At 34.5% G+C, this 19,020-nt stretch carries 11 protein-coding genes and 3 pseudogenes; 12 read left to right on the top strand and 2 right to left on the bottom strand.

All coding sequences use genetic code 11. The features are described from left to right. Nucleotides 1–152: 152 nt before the first annotated feature. Nucleotides 153–721: pseudogene (locus P5P89_RS07880) on the bottom strand (5-formyltetrahydrofolate cyclo-ligase). After that, nucleotides 708–1,688, bottom strand: a complete 981-nt coding sequence (locus P5P89_RS07875) for a succinylglutamate desuccinylase/aspartoacylase family protein (protein WP_278011440.1) — start codon at nucleotides 1,686–1,688, stop codon at nucleotides 708–710. Before P5P89_RS07875 ends, P5P89_RS07880 begins: the two are co-directional and overlap by 14 nt. A gap of 143 nt (nucleotides 1,689–1,831) precedes the next feature. On the opposite strand from P5P89_RS07875, the pseudogene uvrC reads away from it, so the two are divergent. The 12 genes and pseudogenes from uvrC (at nucleotide 1,832) to P5P89_RS07815 (ending at nucleotide 19,017) form a co-directional block, all read left to right on the top strand. Then, nucleotides 1,832–3,624, top strand: a pseudogene (uvrC, locus tag P5P89_RS07870) (excinuclease ABC subunit UvrC). Nucleotides 3,625–3,706: 82 nt separating this feature from the next. Next, entirely contained in the window at nucleotides 3,707–5,983 is a 2,277-nt protein-coding gene (locus P5P89_RS07865) for a patatin-like phospholipase family protein (protein WP_278011439.1), read from the top strand. Nucleotides 5,984–6,197: 214 nt separating this feature from the next. Beyond that, nucleotides 6,198–7,355 carry a homogentisate 1,2-dioxygenase gene (locus P5P89_RS07860; RefSeq protein ID WP_278011438.1) on the top strand — a complete coding sequence of 386 codons (1,158 nt, stop codon included), beginning with the start codon at nucleotides 6,198–6,200 and terminating at the stop codon, nucleotides 7,353–7,355. 194 nt (nucleotides 7,356–7,549) lie between these two features. Continuing rightward, nucleotides 7,550–8,710, top strand: coding sequence for a 4-hydroxyphenylpyruvate dioxygenase (gene hppD / locus P5P89_RS07855; protein ID WP_278011437.1), 1,161 nt, complete (start codon nucleotides 7,550–7,552; stop codon nucleotides 8,708–8,710). A gap of 296 nt (nucleotides 8,711–9,006) precedes the next feature. After that, nucleotides 9,007–9,776, top strand: a pseudogene (locus tag P5P89_RS07850) (DUF3108 domain-containing protein). Continuing rightward, on the top strand, nucleotides 9,776–10,717 hold the full coding sequence (locus P5P89_RS07845; RefSeq protein WP_278011436.1) for a tryptophan 2,3-dioxygenase family protein: 942 nt from the start codon (nucleotides 9,776–9,778) through the stop codon (nucleotides 10,715–10,717). Before P5P89_RS07850 ends, P5P89_RS07845 begins: the two are co-directional and overlap by 1 nt. A 22-nt stretch (nucleotides 10,718–10,739) precedes the next feature. Further along, a complete protein-coding gene (locus P5P89_RS07840; RefSeq protein ID WP_278011435.1) occupies nucleotides 10,740–11,960 on the top strand; it encodes a peptidoglycan DD-metalloendopeptidase family protein in 1,221 nt (406 codons plus the stop codon). A gap of 13 nt (nucleotides 11,961–11,973) precedes the next feature. Beyond that, nucleotides 11,974–12,594, top strand: a complete 621-nt coding sequence (locus P5P89_RS07835; RefSeq protein WP_278011434.1) for a hypothetical protein — start codon at nucleotides 11,974–11,976, stop codon at nucleotides 12,592–12,594. Nucleotides 12,595–12,716: 122 nt separating this feature from the next. Next, a complete protein-coding gene (pgi, locus tag P5P89_RS07830; protein ID WP_278011433.1) occupies nucleotides 12,717–14,360 on the top strand; it encodes a glucose-6-phosphate isomerase in 1,644 nt (547 codons plus the stop codon). A 308-nt stretch (nucleotides 14,361–14,668) separates the two neighbouring features. Then, a complete protein-coding gene (locus P5P89_RS07825) occupies nucleotides 14,669–17,917 on the top strand; it encodes a TonB-dependent receptor (RefSeq protein ID WP_479724215.1) in 3,249 nt (1,082 codons plus the stop codon). Nucleotides 17,918–18,019: 102 nt separating this feature from the next. Beyond that, nucleotides 18,020–18,442, top strand: coding sequence for a hypothetical protein (locus tag P5P89_RS07820; RefSeq protein ID WP_278011431.1), 423 nt, complete (start codon nucleotides 18,020–18,022; stop codon nucleotides 18,440–18,442). A gap of 89 nt (nucleotides 18,443–18,531) precedes the next feature. Then, nucleotides 18,532–19,017 carry a septal ring lytic transglycosylase RlpA family protein gene (locus P5P89_RS07815; protein WP_278011430.1) on the top strand — a complete coding sequence of 162 codons (486 nt, stop codon included), beginning with the start codon at nucleotides 18,532–18,534 and terminating at the stop codon, nucleotides 19,015–19,017. Nucleotides 19,018–19,020 lie beyond the last annotated feature (3 nt).

Here is a 19,020-nt window from a genome sequence, read left to right as displayed (position 1 = left end):
AGTGTTTTTTGAGCAGAGAAACGAATCAAAAAATGTATCGAGAACCCTTATGAAACCAAGACTTCTCGATACATTTTTGGCCAATAAAATGGATTTTCCAAAACAAAACTTGGAGCCAAAAACACTCGAAGTGACGTCGTGTTTAGTTAGTTTCAAAACCGATAAACCTTCTCAGGCGTCACACAATAATCCAGTTTTACATCCGATTCAAAAACATCATCAATCTGCCCTACAGCTTCAAAAAAAGAAAGTCCAATTTTGATCGTTTCAGATTTGCATTCGGCTAAAAACTTATCATAAAAACCTTTGCCGTAGCCAATACGGTTTCCAAAAACATCAAAAGCCAAAAGCGGTACAAAAACAACATCAATAGTTTGTGAAGGAACAGGTAAGCCATTGACAGGTTCCGGAATATTATATTCGTTTTTTGGATTTTGGTATTGTCAGTGAGTAAAAAGTGCGACATGATCCGGGTTTCAAAATCACTTTTAGAAATCACAATTTCTTTGTCTTTTCCAGAAAGTAAATGCAGAATGAACTCAGTATTTACTTCTTTCTGTTCTTCAATCGGAAGAAAAACATGATAATACGTTTTGTCCCAAATAGGTAAGGAGATCAATTGATTGCTTATTTCAAGGCTTTTTTCTTCAATAAGTTCCTCAGTAAGTTCTTTTCGGAGGTTTTTATAGTGTTTACGAAGTTCTTTTTTAGTCGTCGGCATTGTCGTCTACATTTTTAGAAATATGATAAATAGCATCGCCTTCATAAACAATTGGCGAATGATTGGCGTTGATAACAAAGCCGTCATGCGGTGCTTTTACTTTTTGCTCAAATTTACCAAAAGGGTCTGTAATAATGGCTAAAATAGTTCCTTTCGTAACAAATCGGCTTACCATATTATAATCGTGTAATAACCCGGATTGTTTTGCTCTCAGCCAGACTGAATTTTTAATATAAATAGAAGGAAAATCGGCTTTTTCGACTACATGTTTGGGATCGAGCATGTTTAAATAATCAAGCAGGCGTTTGGTACCTTTTATACCTTCATTGGCCACAGGATTATTGATGTCTAATGATTTTCCGCCTTCGAAAAGCAGTATTTTTACATTCGCTTTTTCTGATGTATTTCTAAAAGAACCATTGATGTTTTTCGAATACAAAGTAAACGGAGCATTAAAAACATCTGCCAGAAGTTTTAATTCGGGATTGTGCTCTGTAATTCTTATTTGAGGAGCGTTAAACCGGCTTGCACCTCCGGCATGAAAATCAACCGCATAATCAATAATAGGCAATATCTGATTGGTGATATGAAAAGCGAAACGACTGGCAAGCGACCCTTTTTTGCTTCCCGGAAATACACGGTTCAGATCACGTCCATCAGGGAATTCCCTTGATTTATTGACAAAACCGTAAATATTGATAATCGGAATGCAAATAATCGTGCCTCTTGTGGGGCGGTTTATTTTTTTACTGATAATCTGGCGTACAATTTCGACTCCATTTATTTCATCGCCATGAATTCCGGCAGAAAATAAAACTACCGGTCCATCAATTTTAGACCTTCGAACAATAATCGGTATATTAAGTTTGGTTGTAGTATGTAATCTGGCGATTTCTACATTGATCGTTTTGTTTTCTCCGGGCAAAATCGATTCGCCAAAAAGAACCATTGGGGCATTGTTTTTCATGTCGGATTTTAAACAGGCTCTAAATATAGAAATTATTCTTTTGATTTCGTAAATTTGAAAAGATTTCAGTGTTAAGCTTTCCAGGACACACCGGAATGTTATCCTGACAATTATATTTTAATATTCTCCAGAAATAAAAAAGCATGCCAGTACCGTCTTTAGAACTCCAAATTCATACCCTGCCGGACAATCCCGGTGTCTATCAGTATTATGATAAAGACGGAAAGATTTTATATGTTGGAAAAGCAAAAAACCTAAAAAAAGAGTTTCTTCGTATTTTAATAAAATTCACGATACAAGGAAAACCAATGTGCTGGTGCGCAAAATTGTCTCCATTAAACATATAGTTGTCCCTACTGAAACCGATGCACTTTTATTAGAAAACAACCTCATTAAAAGTCTGCAGCCACGTTATAATGTATTGCTTCGTGACGACAAAAGCTACCCTTGGATTTGTATCAAAAAAGAGCCTTTTTCCAGAATATTCCTGACCAGAAGAATGATAAAAGACGGATCTGAATATTTTGGCCCTTATACTAACTTTAAAATGGTTTATACAATTTTAGATTTAATCAAAGAATTGTATCCGCTAAGAACCTGCAATTATGATTTGAGCGAATCGAACATCAATTCGGGAAAATTCAAGGTTTGCCTCGAATATCACATTGGCAATTGCAAAGGACCTTGTGAAGGCTTAGAACCTTTGGAAGAATATCAGAGACAAGTCAACGCCATACGCGAAATCCTGAAAGGGAATTTTAAAGAAAGTTTAAAAGATTTCAGGAGGCTGATGAACACTTACGCGCAGAATTTGCAATTTGAAGAAGCGCAGAAAATAAAGGAAAAGATAGAAATTCTCGAAAGCTACCAATCCAGATCAACCATCATCAATCCGAAGATTACCAATATCGATGTTTTCTCGATTGTATCTGACGAAAGTGCGGCTTATGTCAACTTTTTGCAGATTTCGCACGGATCGATTATTCGTTCACATACTTTAGAAATCAAGAAAAAGCTGGATGAAAGCGATGAGGAATTATTAGAACTGGCCATTGTAGAATTGCGGGAACGTTTTCAGTTATTATCAAAAGAAATTATTATTCCTTTTGAACTGGATTTAGGCGAAAATATAAAAGTAACCGTTCCGCAACTTGGTGACAAAAAGCAGATTTTAGATTTATCGATTCGGAATGCCAAATTCTACCGAATTGAACAATTGAAACAATTGCAGATCGTAGATCCTGACAGACATGTAAACCGAATTATGGCACAGATGCAAAAAGACCTGCGTCTTCCTTCTGAACCTCGACATATCGAATGTTTTGATAACTCAAATATTCAGGGAACAAATCCAGTAGCGGCCTGTGTGGTTTTTAAAGACGGAAAACCAAGCAAGAAAGATTATCGCCATTTTAACGTGAAAACCGTTGTAGGCCCAGACGATTTTGCCTCTATGACCGAAATAGTGTATCGCCGTTACAAACGATTACTGGACGAAAACGAACCGCTTCCGCAGCTGATTATTATTGACGGAGGTAAAGGACAATTATCGGCTGCCCTGAAAAGTATAGATGAATTAGGCCTGCGCGGTAAAATTGCTATTATCGGAATTGCAAAACGTCTGGAAGAATTGTTTTATCCAGGTGATTCGATTCCGTTATATCTGGATAAAAAATCCGAGACATTAAAGGTTATTCAGCAGTTGCGAAACGAAGCACACCGGTTCGGAATCACTTTTCACCGTGATAAACGAAGCAAAGCAGCTCTTAATTCGTCTGTTGAAAGTATTCCCGGAATTGGTGAAAAAACAATGCTTGCGTTAATTCAGCATTTCAAAAGTGTTAAAAGATTGAAATTGGCGACAGAAAAAGAAATTTCAGCTGTGATAGGGGTATCAAAAGCCAAAAAAATTGTCGAATTTTACAAAACCAATTAGCAAATTTTATGCGCCTAATCCAGCTGTCCATTTCTAACACTCGGTCAAAAAACTTTTTTCTATTGCAAAAAAAGGAGCTTCTATGGTCGCTCTTTTTTTACAGGAAAAAATAGCTTTTTGTCTGTCGCGGTTTTCCATTTCCATCTGGGGCGGGGCATCAGTGCTTTTAATGCTAGTATCACTTCATCCACAAAATTCATTTTCCCAGGATAAAAAACAGGACAGTATTAAAAGGCCAAAAATTGGGTTGGTATTGAGTGGTGGCGGGGCTAAAGGATTTGCCCATATCGGGGTTTTAAAAGTGCTTGAAGAAGCCGGATTAAAAATAGATTACATTGGCGGAACCAGTATGGGTTCCATAATAGGAGGGCTTTATGCAACAGGATATAATGCAGCACAAATTGATTCTATTTTTAGACGAACTAATTTTGACGAACTCATTAATGATTATATACCAAGAGCTTCCAAAAATTTCTATGGTAAACGAAATGATGAATTATATGCTATTGTTTTGCCTTTTAGTAATTTAAGGATTGGAATTCCCGAAGCACTTTCTAAAGGAATGTATAATTATAATTTACTAAGCAGTCTGACCCGGAATGTACGTCATGTACGTGATTTTAATCAACTGCCAACTCCGTTTTTATGTATCGGAACAGATATAGAAACAGGTGAGGAAGTACTCCTGAACAAAGGGAACCTGGCTCAGGCAATGGTGGCAAGTGCCGCTTTTCCGTCTTTATTTTCTCCTGTTGAAGTAGATGGGAAATTACTGGTTGACGGAGGTGTTGTGAACAACTATCCTATTAAGGAGGTTCGTGATTTAGGAGCAGATATTATCATAGGAGTTGATGTACAGGATGATTTGCTAAACAGAAAAGGCCTGAAAAATGCAACTCGTATTCTGGTTCAGATTACAAATATGCAGTCAATTGAAAAAATGAAGGCCAAAAGGGCAGATACAGATATTTATATTAAACCTGATATTCGTGATTTTGGGGTTATTTCATTTGACAGAGGCGGAGAAATTATCAGAAGAGGGGAAGATGCCACATTTGAAGTATATGAAAAAATTAAAGCTCTGGCAGACGGGCAAAAATTTTATAGAAAACCCAAATTAAAAATAGGTTCTGATACTCTTGAAATAGAAAAAATAAACAATACAAAACTTACGGATTATACAAAAGAATATTTAACAAGCAAGCTTCGCTTTAAACCAGGAAGTACCATAACATATGAAGATCTTCGCGTAGGAATAAATAACATAGATGCAACACACAACTTTAGTGCTATTTCTTATTCCCTGGAGCCAAACGGAAATAAAGATGATTTGAATCTCGTACTGAAAGAGAATCCAACACATACTTATTTAAAACTGGGACTTCATTATGACGGACTTTATAAAAGTGCTGTTCTGCTAAACCTTACTCATAGAAAGACGTTTTTAAAAAACGATAATACTTCACTGGATATCATTTTGGGCGATAATTTCAGGTACGATTTCAATTATTATGTCGAAAACGGTTTTAATATCAGTTTTGGTTTCAACTCCAGGCTTAATCAGTTTAACCGGAATGTAACAGAAAGTATTAGTAATCAGTTGGCAGGAAATCAGGATAATCTGATTAATGTTGATTTTTTAGATATCTCACACCAGGCTTATTTTCAAACTATTTTCGTGCAAAAATTTCTTATGGGCGGTGGACTTGAATATAAGTTCCTGAAAATAAAATCCCCAACACTGGATACTAATAAAACCATTGATGAAAGTAATTATTTTAGTGTTTTTGGTTATTTAAAATACGATTCTTTTGATAATAAAAGTTTCCCAAAAACAGGATGGTATTTTTCAGGTGACGTTCAGACTTATCTTGCATCATCGAATTATACACATCAATTCTATCCTTTTTCTACGGCAAAAGCCGAAATCGGAATAGCCAGAACAGTTTTTAACAGAGCTACAATAAAGTTTCAGTCGGATGCCGGACTTGCTTTTGGGAATGACAGCGTACCGTTCTTCGATTATATACTGGGTGGATATGGTTATAATAAAGTAAATAATTTTAATTATTTTTATGGTTATGACTTCCTGAGTATTGCCGGTGATAGTTATATAAAAGCTGGTATAACGTTCGATTATGAAATATTCAGAAAAAATCACCTTAATTTTTCTGCCAATTATGCCAATCTGGGAGATGATCTTTTTAGCACTGTTGACTGGATTGATATGCCCAAATATTCGGGTTATGCAATAGGATATGGCCTGGAAACCATGATCGGTCCAATAGAAGTTAAGTATTCATGGTCGCCGGAAAATGCTAAAGGATATACCTGGTTTAATATTGGATTTTCGTTTTAATTTGTAATTTAGCTCAATAAAAATTACGATATTTGTTGTAATGAAAACAAAATGGACAGGTTTATTAGAGTATCTTCAATTCCTCATCAAGAGAAATCCTGAGTAAGCTATCGAATTGAGACAATTTGGGTCATCTAAAAATGATCACATTATCTGTTCACTCAATTCTAATTTTTCGAATTATCTAATTTATAAATTATCTAATTGAAAAGCCATGCCATTATACCATAAACTCGGAAATTTTCCGCAAAAGCGACACACCCAGTTTGAAAAACCAAACGGAGGTTTTTATTACGAACAACTATTTGGAACCGAAGGTTTTCACGGCCATTCATCATTGTCTTATCATATACACAGGCCTACGCAGGTTAAAGCAATTTTAAATTCCTATTCCGTTGAGCCTAAAATTGCAATCGGAAAAAATATAAAATCACTACTTTTTAAAGGTTTTGAGTTAAAACCAGAGAATGATTTTCTGGACAGTCGAAAACCCATGCTGGTCAACAAAGACTGTATTATTGGTCTTGCTGCCCCAAAAGAATCGCTTCGGGATTATTTCTACAAAAACGCCGATGCAGACGAAATGATTTTTATTCACAAAGGAAAAGGAAAGCTTCGCACCATGTTAGGGAATATTCCGTTTCAATATGGCGATTACTTAATTATTCCGCGTGGGATCATTTATCAAATTGATTTCGAGTCAGTAGAAAACCGACTATTTTACGTAGAATCGTATGCTCCATTTTATACCCCAAAACGTTATAAAAACCAATCCGGCCAGCATTTAGAACATTCTCCATTTTGTGAACGTGATTTTATTTTGCCTAGCGAATTGGAAACGCATGACGAAAAAGGCGATTTTTTAATTAAAATCAAAAAGGAAGGAATGATTCACGAAGTGGTTTATGCCACACATCCGTTTGACGTTGTAGGCTGGGACGGCTATAATTTTCCATACGGATTCTCCATTCATAATTTCGAACCTATAACGGGACGTGTGCACCAGCCGCCTCCGGTACATCAAACTTTTGAAACAGCTGCTTTTGTAGTTTGTTCATTCTGCCCAAGACTTTACGATTATCATCCGAAAGCCATTCCGGCACCATACAATCACAGCAATATAGATTCAGACGAAGTACTCTATTATGTAGATGGCGATTTCATGAGCCGTAATAATATCGAACAGGGGCATATTACTTTACATCCAAAAGGAATTCCACATGGTCCGGCTCCTGGAGCTATGGAACGCAGCATTGGTCACAAAGAAACGCAGGAATTAGCCGTTATGGTTGATACTTTCAGGCCGCTTATGGTTACTGAGGAAGCTATGAAATTAGATGATGGTCAGTATTATAAATCGTGGGCGGAGTAGTCATTGCGAGGAACGAAGCAATCTCATTTACAATATAATCTTAAGGAGCTATTCCTGCTATCCGTTGTAATCTTTTATTTTTTAAAGAAAAAAACAAAAGGATTTCCACTTCTTCAGGGCTAAAAATCAAAATTCAGAACAATAATTTCGGTTCATCAAATAAATGATTAATCGATTAAATAAAAATAAACATCATGAGTAAACAAGTAAAATCAGTAGAATACGGATTAGAGAAAATATTCGAAGGTGCTCAGGACTTTCTTCCATTATTAGGAACAGATTATGTGGAATTCTATGTTGGGAACGCCAAGCAATCGGCCCACTATTACAAAACAGCTTTTGGTTATCAGTCACTGGCTTACGCCGGATTAGAAACGGGAGTAAAAGACAGGGCGTCTTATGTTTTGAAGCAGGACAAAATCAGGATTGTTTTGACCACACCTCTTACTGCAGATTCTCCAATAAATGAACATTTAAAAAAACATGGAGACGGTGTAAAAGTGGCGGCACTTTGGGTTGAAGATGCTACAAAATCGTACGAAGAAACTATGAAACGCGGTGCACGTTCTTTTATGGAACCAACGGTTGAAGAAGATGAATTTGGTCAGGTAATTCGTTCCGGAATTTATACATACGGAGAGACCGTTCATATTTTCGTTGAAAGAAAAAACTATAATGGCGTTTTCCTTCCAGGTTATAAAGAATGGAAATCAGACTACAATCCAGAACAAACTGGATTAAAATATATCGATCACATGGTTGGAAATGTTGGCTGGAACGAAATGAATATCTGGGTAAAATTCTACGAAGAGGTGATGGGATTCGTAAATTTCCTGTCTTTTGACGACAAGCAAATTACCACAGAATATTCGGCATTGATGAGTAAAGTAATGTCAAACGGAAATGGAAGAATTAAATTTCCAATCAATGAACCGGCTGAAGGAAAGAAAAAATCTCAGATCGAAGAATATTTAGATTTCTATGGCGGATCCGGAATACAGCATATTGCTATTGCAACAGATGATATTATTAAAACAGTATCACAATTAAGAGCTCGTGGTGTTGAATTTTTATCAGCTCCTCCACATACTTATTATGAGGCCATCCCAGAAAGATTGGGTGTTCACATGGATATGATGAAAGAAGATATTAATGAAATTGAAAAATTAGCTATCATGGTAGATGCTGATGAAGATGGTTATTTATTACAGATATTTACCAAGCCAGTTCAGGACAGACCGACACTTTTTTTCGAAATTATACAAAGAATGGGGGCTAAAGGCTTTGGTGCAGGCAACTTTAAAGCCTTGTTTGAATCAATAGAAAGAGAGCAAGCGTTAAGAGGTACATTGTAAATTTATATTTTTTTTACATTATGTAAAAAAATCCCCTATAAATTGATGATTTTAATGCAAATGTTTTGTTAAACTGCCTTTTTGCTATTTATTATTTAAACTTTGTATCTATCTTTGCACTCGCAAATCAGGAAGGGGTGGTTTCCTTCCTAAATTGATATAAATTTTCATAATTTATAGTTTTTTGGTTAGTTAATAGCATAAAAACTCAGTCATTCTTTTGACTGAGTTTTTTTGTTTTGGTATATTTGGAATAAAATTTGCGTTTATGGCTGGTAAACAGTAAATATCTTATTATGAAAAAACTAATTCTATTCATATTTATACTCACCACACTAAGTTTTGATACCTACAAAGAAGATGCTTTTGATGTGGGGGAATATTTCAAATTCAGGATCCACTACGGAATTGTTAATGCAGGTTATGCTACTTTAGAAGTTAAGGAAGCTGTTGTAAACAACAAAAAAGTTTTTCACGCAGTGGGTAAAGGATACACAACCGGAATGTCAAAATTTTTTTCAAAGTAGAAGATTTATATGAAAGCTATTTCGATAAAGAAAATGGTGACCCTTACCGATATATCCGAAAAATAAACGAAGGAGGTTACACGAAAAATCAGGAAGGTTTTTTCATGCAGTCACAAAATCGTGTTTTGGTAAAAGATTATAAACGTAAAACCGAAAAAACGATTGTTGTTAATGATAATGTGCAGGATATAATTTCGGCTTTTTATTACCTGCGTAATCATCCTAATATTGACAAACTAAAATCGGGTGAGTCCATTACAATTGATATGTTTTTTGATGAAGAGATCACAAAATTTAAGTTAAAATATATAGGTCGTCAGGATATTACAACTAAATTTGGCAGCGTTTCTACTATGGTTTTTAAACCTTTAGTACAGACAGGCCGGGTTTTCAAAGAAAAAGAAAGTGTAACGCTTTGGATAACAGATGATAACAATAAAGTTCCGGTTAGAATAAAAGCAGATTTAGCAGTTGGATCACTTAAGGCTGATATTGACGAATACAAAGGATTAAAATATCCATTTAAAGTAAAAAAATAATGAATACCACGGATAATTCTGAATCAATCCTAAAAGAAATTGATCTTAAATATAAAGCCATAAATCAAAAAACAGATGTCCAGCTTGAAGGGTTGCTTTGGTCTAAACCAATCACCTATTGGGATTATATTCAGACTGATGCACTTTTAAACCTGCAGATACAGCGTACTACGCTTCCTGATGAAATGGTTTTTATCATGTATCACCAGGTCAACGAATTGATTTTTAAAATGATTCTGTGGGAAATTGACCAGATTGCTGATACAGAAAATATTCAGGTTGGTTTTTTTAGCGAAAGACTTTCCAGAATTACCCGTTATTTTGATATGCTGACCAACTCTTTCAGTATTATGGAAAATGGAATGGAGGTAGAGCAATATATGAAATTCAGAAATACCCTGACCCCTGCAAGTGGTTTCCAGAGTGCCCAGTATAGAATGATAGAATTCGCTTCAACTGATGTTATCAATTTAACCGATAGAAGATACAAAGCTAATTTTGATGAAAACACAGATTTAGAAACCTCTTTTGAACATTTATACTGGCAGGCAGCAGGGAAAGATTATCAGACAGGCGAGAAATCATATTTGCTTCAGGAATTTGAAAAAAAATATAAAGGACAGTTCCTGCGCCAAATGGCAGAGTTTAAAACGAAGAATATCTGGCAGAAATTTACCCAGTTACCAATTCAAGATCAGCAAAATACTGAGTTGATTAAGGCAATGCGTCATTATGATCATACGGTAAATATTACCTGGGTAATGCAGCATTTAAATACAGCCATAAAATATATTTTAGAAAGCGGAAAAGGAAACGGAGAAGCTACAGGTGGAAGCGACTGGCAAAAATATATGCATCCAAAATACCAAAGACGCATCTTTTTTCCTAAATTGTGGACCGAAGAAGAATTGTCCAATTGGGGGAATGAGCCGACGGCTTAGTTTTCCAGAAAAAAATAAAAGTTTGAAAAAAGCATTCGTAATTATAATACTCTTATTTTCAATAATTTCTTGTAATAAAAAAGAAGAAAAAGTTGCAACTAAAATTACTAAACCAAAAACTAAAAAGGTAGAATTTGGATTTAATTACAATGATTTTAATGTGGTTCACGATACTGTAAAAAAGGGTGATTCTTTTGGATCCATAATTCAGCGTCAAAATATTGGCTCAAAACAGGTTTATAATATTGTTGAACAGGTGAAAGATTCTTTTAATGTAAGAACCATTCGCTACAATAAACCTTACACTATTCTTCGTTCAAAAAACAAAACCAATAAACTGCAGTTTTTTATTTATCAGCCGGATGCCCTTACCTATTATGTTATTGATTTTAGGGACACGGTTGCAAATGCTTATAAAAAAGTAAAACCAGTTACGTTTAAACGTAAAATAATTGGCGGGGTTTTAAAAAGCTCTTTATCTGAAACATTGGGAAATAATAGTGTTGAAGCCGCCCTTGCCAGCCGAATCACTAAAGTGTTTTCATGGTCAATTGATTTCTTTAAACTTAAAAAAGGGGATCGTTACGGTTTGATTTTTACAGAACGGTTCATCAATGGTAAAACCTACGACGGTGTAGAAGATCTACAGGCTGCTTTTTTTGAATACAAAGGAAAAATCGTTTATGCTTTTCCTTTTGAAAAAGATACGCTGTCCGGAAAAATTGAATATTATGATGATGAAGGAAAAACACTGAAAAACTTCTTCCTAAAAACACCTATTAAATTTAGCCGGATTACTTCCAGATTTACGATGAACAGGTTTCATCCGGTACAGCACAGATGGAAAGCTCACAAAGGAACCGATTATGCAGCTCCAAGAGGAACTCCAATTTCTACAACAGCATCAGGAGTGGTAGAGCAAACGGGTTATACTGCCGGTAACGGAAACTTTGTAAAAGTAAAACACAACGGGACTTATTCGACCCAATATTTACACATGTCTAAAATTTTGGTACGCCGCGGACAGCGTGTAACACAGGGGCAAACTATTGGTCTAGTTGGAAGCACTGGTTTGGCTTCTGGTCCTCATGTTTGTTACCGTTTCTGGAAAAACGGAATTCAGGTAGATGCACTTCGATTAAATCTTCCAACAGGGGAATCTTTAACAGGAAATGATAAAACCCGTTTCTTAAAACAAATGGAACCTTTAAAGAGAGAATTGGATAGTATTGGTAATTTGTAGTATTTCGTAAAACATGAAAAATAAACGCATTAAAGAAACTCTTGATGAGACTTTTTCAGATTTAAAACTATTTTACAGAGATACTAATTTGACTGACAACTTTATTGAAAAATACAAAGTTGGGCAAATAATTAAAGAAAAAGGCTTTACCGATATGACTTCTATTGGCGGCGGACTTTCAGGAAATTTGAGGTATTTAATTGCCAGTGCCAATGCAAAAGATATTTCAAAATTTAATCCTGATTCTTCGAAAATTGGCCATTTTCTTTTGGATGAGATTGCATTTTTTAAAGTTTTGGATATCCAAAAAATCGGGAATAAAACACAGGTCTTTCTGCTTAATATTCCGGATAATTCACTTTCGCTTTTTAAAAATTCAACTTCCAATATTGAAGAAGAAATAACGGAAAAAGCCAGACAAAAATTTAGTTCTAAAATCAATGCTCCTTTAATTCCGGAATTGGAGACAGAAAGCTGGAAGGAGAGGACAAAATCGCCTATTGGGATAGATGATCAGGGCGAAATGTTTTTCGAGGATGCCACCATAAAAGTGGAAGAACCAAAGAGGATTGAGATCAACAAGGATAAAAAGATAATTGAAATCAATAAAAAGCCATGGTGGAAGATTTGGTAACATGAAAAGCTACTGGCAATTTTTTTATAAATCGTTTTCGTAACTAATTGCCCTGTAAAGAAATATTAAATAGTTATTTCAGTATTTTTGTATTTCTAAAAAAACTACAATCTTATTAAAAAATGGCTTTAAACACAACAAATCCAACAGGAACTGATGCGTGGAAAAATCTACAGAACCACTTTAACGCAATTCAGCAAACTACAATACAGGAATTATTTCAAAAAGATAGTGCACGTGCAGAAAAATTCAGCTTACAATGGAATGATTTTTTAGTTGATTATTCTAAAAACAATATTAGTGGAGAAACTATTTCGCTTTTGTTGGAATTGGCGAATTCAATTGGATTAAAAAGTGCAATTGCTGATTATTTTGGAGGAGAAATCATCAATCAGACAGAAAACAGAGCAGTTTTGCATACTGCTTTGCGTGCACCGGAATCTGCTGTTATAAAAGTGGACAAAGAAAATGTAATTCCGGAAGTTTACGAAGTAAAAAATAAAATTAAAAGCTTTACAAACGAAGTAATTTCGGGAGTCAGAAAAGGATATACCGGAAAAGCGTTTACAGATATTGTAAATATTGGTATCGGAGGTTCTGATCTTGGCCCTGTAATGGCTGTGGAAGCGTTGCAATTTTATAAAAATCACTTAAATGTACATTTCGTTTCTAATGTAGATGGCGATCATGTTAATGAAGTAATCAAAAAATTAAATCCTGAAACTACTTTGTTTTTGATTGTTTCTAAAACGTTTACGACTCAGGAAACCTTATCGAACTCAGAAACGATAAAAGAGTGGTTTTTAAAATCGGCTTCTCAGGAAGATATCGCTAAACATTTCGTGGCAGTTTCAACTAATATTCAAAAAGTAACTGAATTCGGAATTAATCCTGACAACGTTTTTCCAATGTGGGACTGGGTTGGAGGAAGATTCTCATTATGGAGTGCAGTTGGTTTGAGTATCGCTTTAGCGATTGGTTTTGATAATTATAATGATTTACTGAAAGGAGCGAACGAAATGGATGAACATTTCAAATCGGCTGAATTTGATCAAAACATTCCGGTAATTTTGGCTTTATTAAGCGTTTGGTACAATAACTTTTATGGTGCCGAAAGTGAGGCTTTGATTCCGTACACACAGTATTTACAAAAATTAGCACCATACCTGCAGCAGGCAACCATGGAAAGTAATGGAAAAAGAGTCGGCCGTGATGGAAAACCAGTTAATTATCAAACGGGAACTATTATCTGGGGAGAGCCGGGAACAAATTCGCAGCATGCCTTCTTTCAGTTAATTCACCAGGGAACAAAATTGATTCCGACAGACTTCATCGGATTCATAAAGCCTTTATACGGAAACGAAGATCATCATGATAAACTGATGTCTAACTTTTTTGCACAAACAGAAGCCTTATTGAATGGTAAAACAGCGGAACAAGTTCAGGCAGAATTTGACAAACAAGGTCTTTCTGCAGAAAAAGCTTCTTACTTGCTGCCATTTAAAGTTTTTACAGGAAACAAACCAACAAATACAATCCTGATTGAAAAGCTGACTCCTAAAAGCTTAGGTTCGTTGATTGCTGTATATGAACATAAGATTTTTGTACAAGGGGTAATTTGGAATATCTTTAGTTTTGATCAATGGGGAGTAGAATTAGGAAAACAACTGGCGAATTCTATTTTAGATGAAATAAATACAAAGGCAGTAAAAACCCACGATAGTTCGACTTCATTTTTGCTTAATCATTTTTTAAACAAAAAATAACCTTATCATCTGTTTGAAAATACAAACGCCTTAATTAAAAAATTAAGGCGTTTTTTTGTTAAGTAATTTTAACAATTCTTACAAAATATACTGGTTTTTATATGCTTATGCGCATTCATTATTGATTATTATTATTCTTTTAATAAAAAAATTAAACATTAAATGGAAATATTGTATTTTATTTACCATTTAAAGATAAAATCGTTTTAATGTTCAATACAATGCATAAAACTTGTCATTCTTAACTTTTTGATAACATTATCTGATTAATTTGTTATAATTTTGCCAAAAACAATAAACTAAAACAGATGAAAAAATTGTCAAAGTTTCTCTTAATGCTTTTAGCATTTATTTATGCAGGAGATATTTATGCGCAAGGTAACACTACTTCTTCTATTAACGGAGTCGTAAATGATTCTCAAAACAAATCGCTTCCCGGAGCTACTATTCTAGCAGTTCATGAAGCTTCAGGTAGCCGTTATTCAACAACTACGGATTTTGATGGTCATTTTAGGATTTCAAACATGCGTGTAGGTGGTCCTTATAAAATTGAAGTTACTTTTGTTGGTTTTAAAACCTATACTGAAACCGATGTTTATCTCCAGTTAGGAGATTCTAAAAGTCTGAAAGTTAATTTGAAAGACGAGGCTAATGAACTTAGTGAAGTAGTTGTGGTTGGAAGAAAAGACCCTATGTTTAACTCTAAAAAAACAGGTTCTCAAACTATTATTGATCACGATAAAATTAATGAATTACCTTCATTATCAAGAAATATTGCTGATTTTGCAAGACTTACGCCTCAGGCTCAATTACGTGGTGATGATCAAATTTCTATAGGTGGTCAAAATAACAGATTCAATGCAATTTATATTGATGGAGCTGTAAATAATGACGTTTTCGGATTAGCAGCGAGTGGAACAAATGGAGGACAAACTGGTGTTAGTCCGATTTCATTAGATGCAATTGAGCAATTTCAGGTAAGTGTTTCTCCTTATGATGTTAAATTATCGGGATTTGCAGGAGGTGCTATTAGTGCAATTACGCGTTCAGGTACAAATAATTTCGACGGTTCTGCTTACTTTTTGTACAGAGATCAATCTTTAGCGGGAAAAACGCCAACACGCTCTGGAAGTACTATTGAGAGAACCAGATTGTCTGATTTCAGTGCGAAAACATATGGTGTTAGGGCTGGGGGAGCAATTTTAAAGGATAAGTTGTTCTACTTCATTAATTATGAAAAACAAGAAAATGATACACCTCAACCTTTTGATATTGCAAATTACACAGGAAATACAAAAGCAGCAGGACTAGAAAGTTTAAGTAAACATTTAATAGATACATATAAGTATAATCCTGGGTCATATCAAAATAATAAAGCTTCATTAATAAGTGATAAATTGATTGCTAAAATTGACTGGAATATTAATGATAATAATAAATTATCGATTAAAAATAGTTATGTAAAATCTACAAACTTTTCTCCATTCCGTTCTTCAAGCACTGCAATTAATTTCTTAAATGGTGCTCAAAGTTTTGAATCTATTACAAATTCAGCATCGTTAGAATTAAATACCAGATTCAATAATAAATTTTCTAATAATTTAGTTGTTGGGTTCACAACTGTGAATGATGACAGAGATGCATCCGGTGATCCATTTCCAACTGTAACTATTAGAGATGGTTCTGGAACTATTTATTTTGGGTCTGAAGCAAGTTCAACCGCAAATTTGCTAAATCAAAGAGTACTAACAATCACAGACAACTTTGAAATTAATGTTGGAAAACATAATATTTTAATTGGTACTCACAATGAATTATCTTATGCTAAAAACGTGTTTATCAATAGAAATTTCGGTGCATATGATTATAATAGCTTAAGTGATTTTACTACAGGTGTTAAGGCATACCGTTACCGTTTAGGATATTCATTATTTGGTGGTTCAGGAGATGATTCTAAAGGAGCTGCTGAATTTAATATGAATCAATTTGGTTTATATGTTCAGGATAATATTAGAGTAACAGACAATTTCAGACTAAATATTGGTGTTCGAGCTGATATGCCGGTATGGGAAGATGGACTTGTTAATGATGATTTTAACAACAGAACTATTAAATTATTAGAAGATAAAGGAAGAGATCTAAAGGGAGCGAAGGTAGGACAAGGAATTAAAAACACAGTACATTTCTCTCCTAGAATTGGTTTTAACTACGATGTTGATGGTGAGAAAATAACTCAGGTCAGAGGAGGTATTGGGGTATTTACTTCAAGAGTGCCATTAGTATGGCCAGGAGGAGCATACAATAATAATGGTGTTTCTCAAAACACAATTCAAATAAATAACTCTGCTAGTACACCTACACCAAATTTCAATCCTAACACCAGTATTGATAGCCAATTATATTCTAACGGTGTTGCTCTAGGGCCATTACCAGGAGATGCTAAATTCGGTGGAAATATTGATTTATTTGCAAAAGATTTTAAGCTTCCGCAAGTTTTGAAAACGAGTCTGGCTTTCGATCGAAAATTAGGATCTGGCTGGGTTATATCAGCTGAAGCAATTTGGAATGAAAATCTTAATTCAATTCAATACCAAAACTTAAACATTGCTGACCCTACAACCAATTTAACAGGTGCAGATAACAGACCAAGATATAATGGAAATGTTCGTATTGATAACACTTACCAAGGGATTTATTTAGGATCTAATAAAAAAGCAGGAAGTTCATGGAACACGAATTTTACTGTAGCTAAAAACTTTACATCAGATTTTATTGATGCAAATATTTCAGCTACTTATGCTTATGGAGAGTCATATGTTTGGATGGATGCAACAAGTTCTCAAAACAGTTCTCAATGGCAATACATAGAAACAGTTAACGGTTCAAATGCAATTTCTGGTGTGTCTAGATCAGATTTTGATCAGGGATCAAGAGTACTTGCTAATTCTTCTTTAAAATTCAAGTGGAATAAATCAATTAAAACTACCATTGGTTTCTATTACGAAGGTACTCAGGGAACACCTTTCAGCTATGTTTATGATGACACAGGTAACTTATTACGTGATACTTTCCAGCCTTCAGCTTTAATTTATGTACCTCGCAACAAAAATGAAATAGTTTTCACACCTACTGCAACAATGACGGCTGATCAACAATGGGAAGCGTTTAATAATTTTATTTCAAATGATAAATATTTGAGCAGCAGAAGAGGTAAATATGCAGAACGTAACGGAGACCGTTTAGACTGGAGTCATGTTGTTGATGTAAAAATTGCTCAGGAATTTTCAATAAATGTTAATAAGAAAAGCCATAAACTAGAGTTTACAGCTGATATCTTTAACTTTACAAACTTGTTAAATAAAAACTGGGGAAGAAGATATTTTATGAATAACGATCAGGTATTGCTTGTTAAGCATGCTGGATTCTTGCCAGATGGTACTACGCCAACATTCAATTTTAATCCAAATGTTACAAGTAACATTAATCAAATAGATGATGTAGGTTTACAATCTTCAAGATGGCAAATGCAAGTTGGAGCAAGATACTCTTTCAACTAAATAAGAACCAAAATAAATAATTAAAACGGCATTGACTTTATAAGTCATTGCCGTTTTTTTTCGCCTTTTTTGTTATATTTGTTTTAAACAAAATATTAATCTATGTACCCTTTTATTCAAAAACTCCACTCCGGCTGGGCTTATTTGGCATTACTACTTTTATTAATTGCAGTTGTAAATGCCATTCTCGGATTCACTTCAAAAAAAGATTTTACTGCCAAAGACCGAAAAATTGCCCTGTTCGCTTTAATAGGAACACATACACAATTGTTAATTGGTTTGATTCTTTATTTTGTATCTCCGTTAGGAAAAGATGCTTTTGGTCAAATGTCTAACGCCGCACTTCGATTAACATCATTAGAGCACCCATTAATCAATTTAATTGCGATTGTTCTAATCACAATAGGATGGTCAAAACATAAAAAACTGATTAATAGTGAAGCAAAATTTAAAACATTTGCTATTTTTTACGGTTTAGGGTTAGTGCTTATTTTAAGCAGAATTCCATGGAACTTATGGTTCTAAAAATACCAAAATAAGCCCTCCTTACAGGGCTTTTTTTATCTCGGCATATTATTTGTACAAGTCCCCCCAAGTCTGAAAAAAAATAAATTATGAGGAATAAAAAAAATATTTTGCTCACTCTCGTTTCGGTGACTTTATTAAGTTGCTTTACCTATGTTATGAGTCAGAGTAAACCGATTGAAACCAAGGTTTCTCAGGATACTTTAAAAACAGATAAATTAAAAATAGTCCCTTTAAACGATTCTGTTTTTAGCGTTGAAGGCCTGAAATTGAAAGTTTATAAAAAATCAGCTCATGCTTCTTATTACCACGATCGTTTTAACGGAAAAAGAACAGCAAGCGGAGCACGTTTCAACAATAATAAATATACAGCTGCCCACAAAAAATTACCTTTCGGAACAAAAGTAAAAGTTACAAATGAAGCCAATGGCAAATTTGTAATTGTTGAAATTACAGACCGAGGACCATTTGTTAAAACCAGAGAAATAGATTTGTCTAAAAGAGCTTTTATGGAGATTGCCAAAAACAAAGGAGCAGGCGCCATGAATGTTACAATTGAAACTATTGAAAAATAAAAA

This window comes from Flavobacterium gyeonganense, assembly GCF_029625295.1.
Lineage (GTDB): Bacteria > Bacteroidota > Bacteroidia > Flavobacteriales > Flavobacteriaceae > Flavobacterium > Flavobacterium gyeonganense.
Note: the sequence above shows the minus strand (reverse complement) of the source record. Positions and strands in the feature narration are given on the sequence as shown.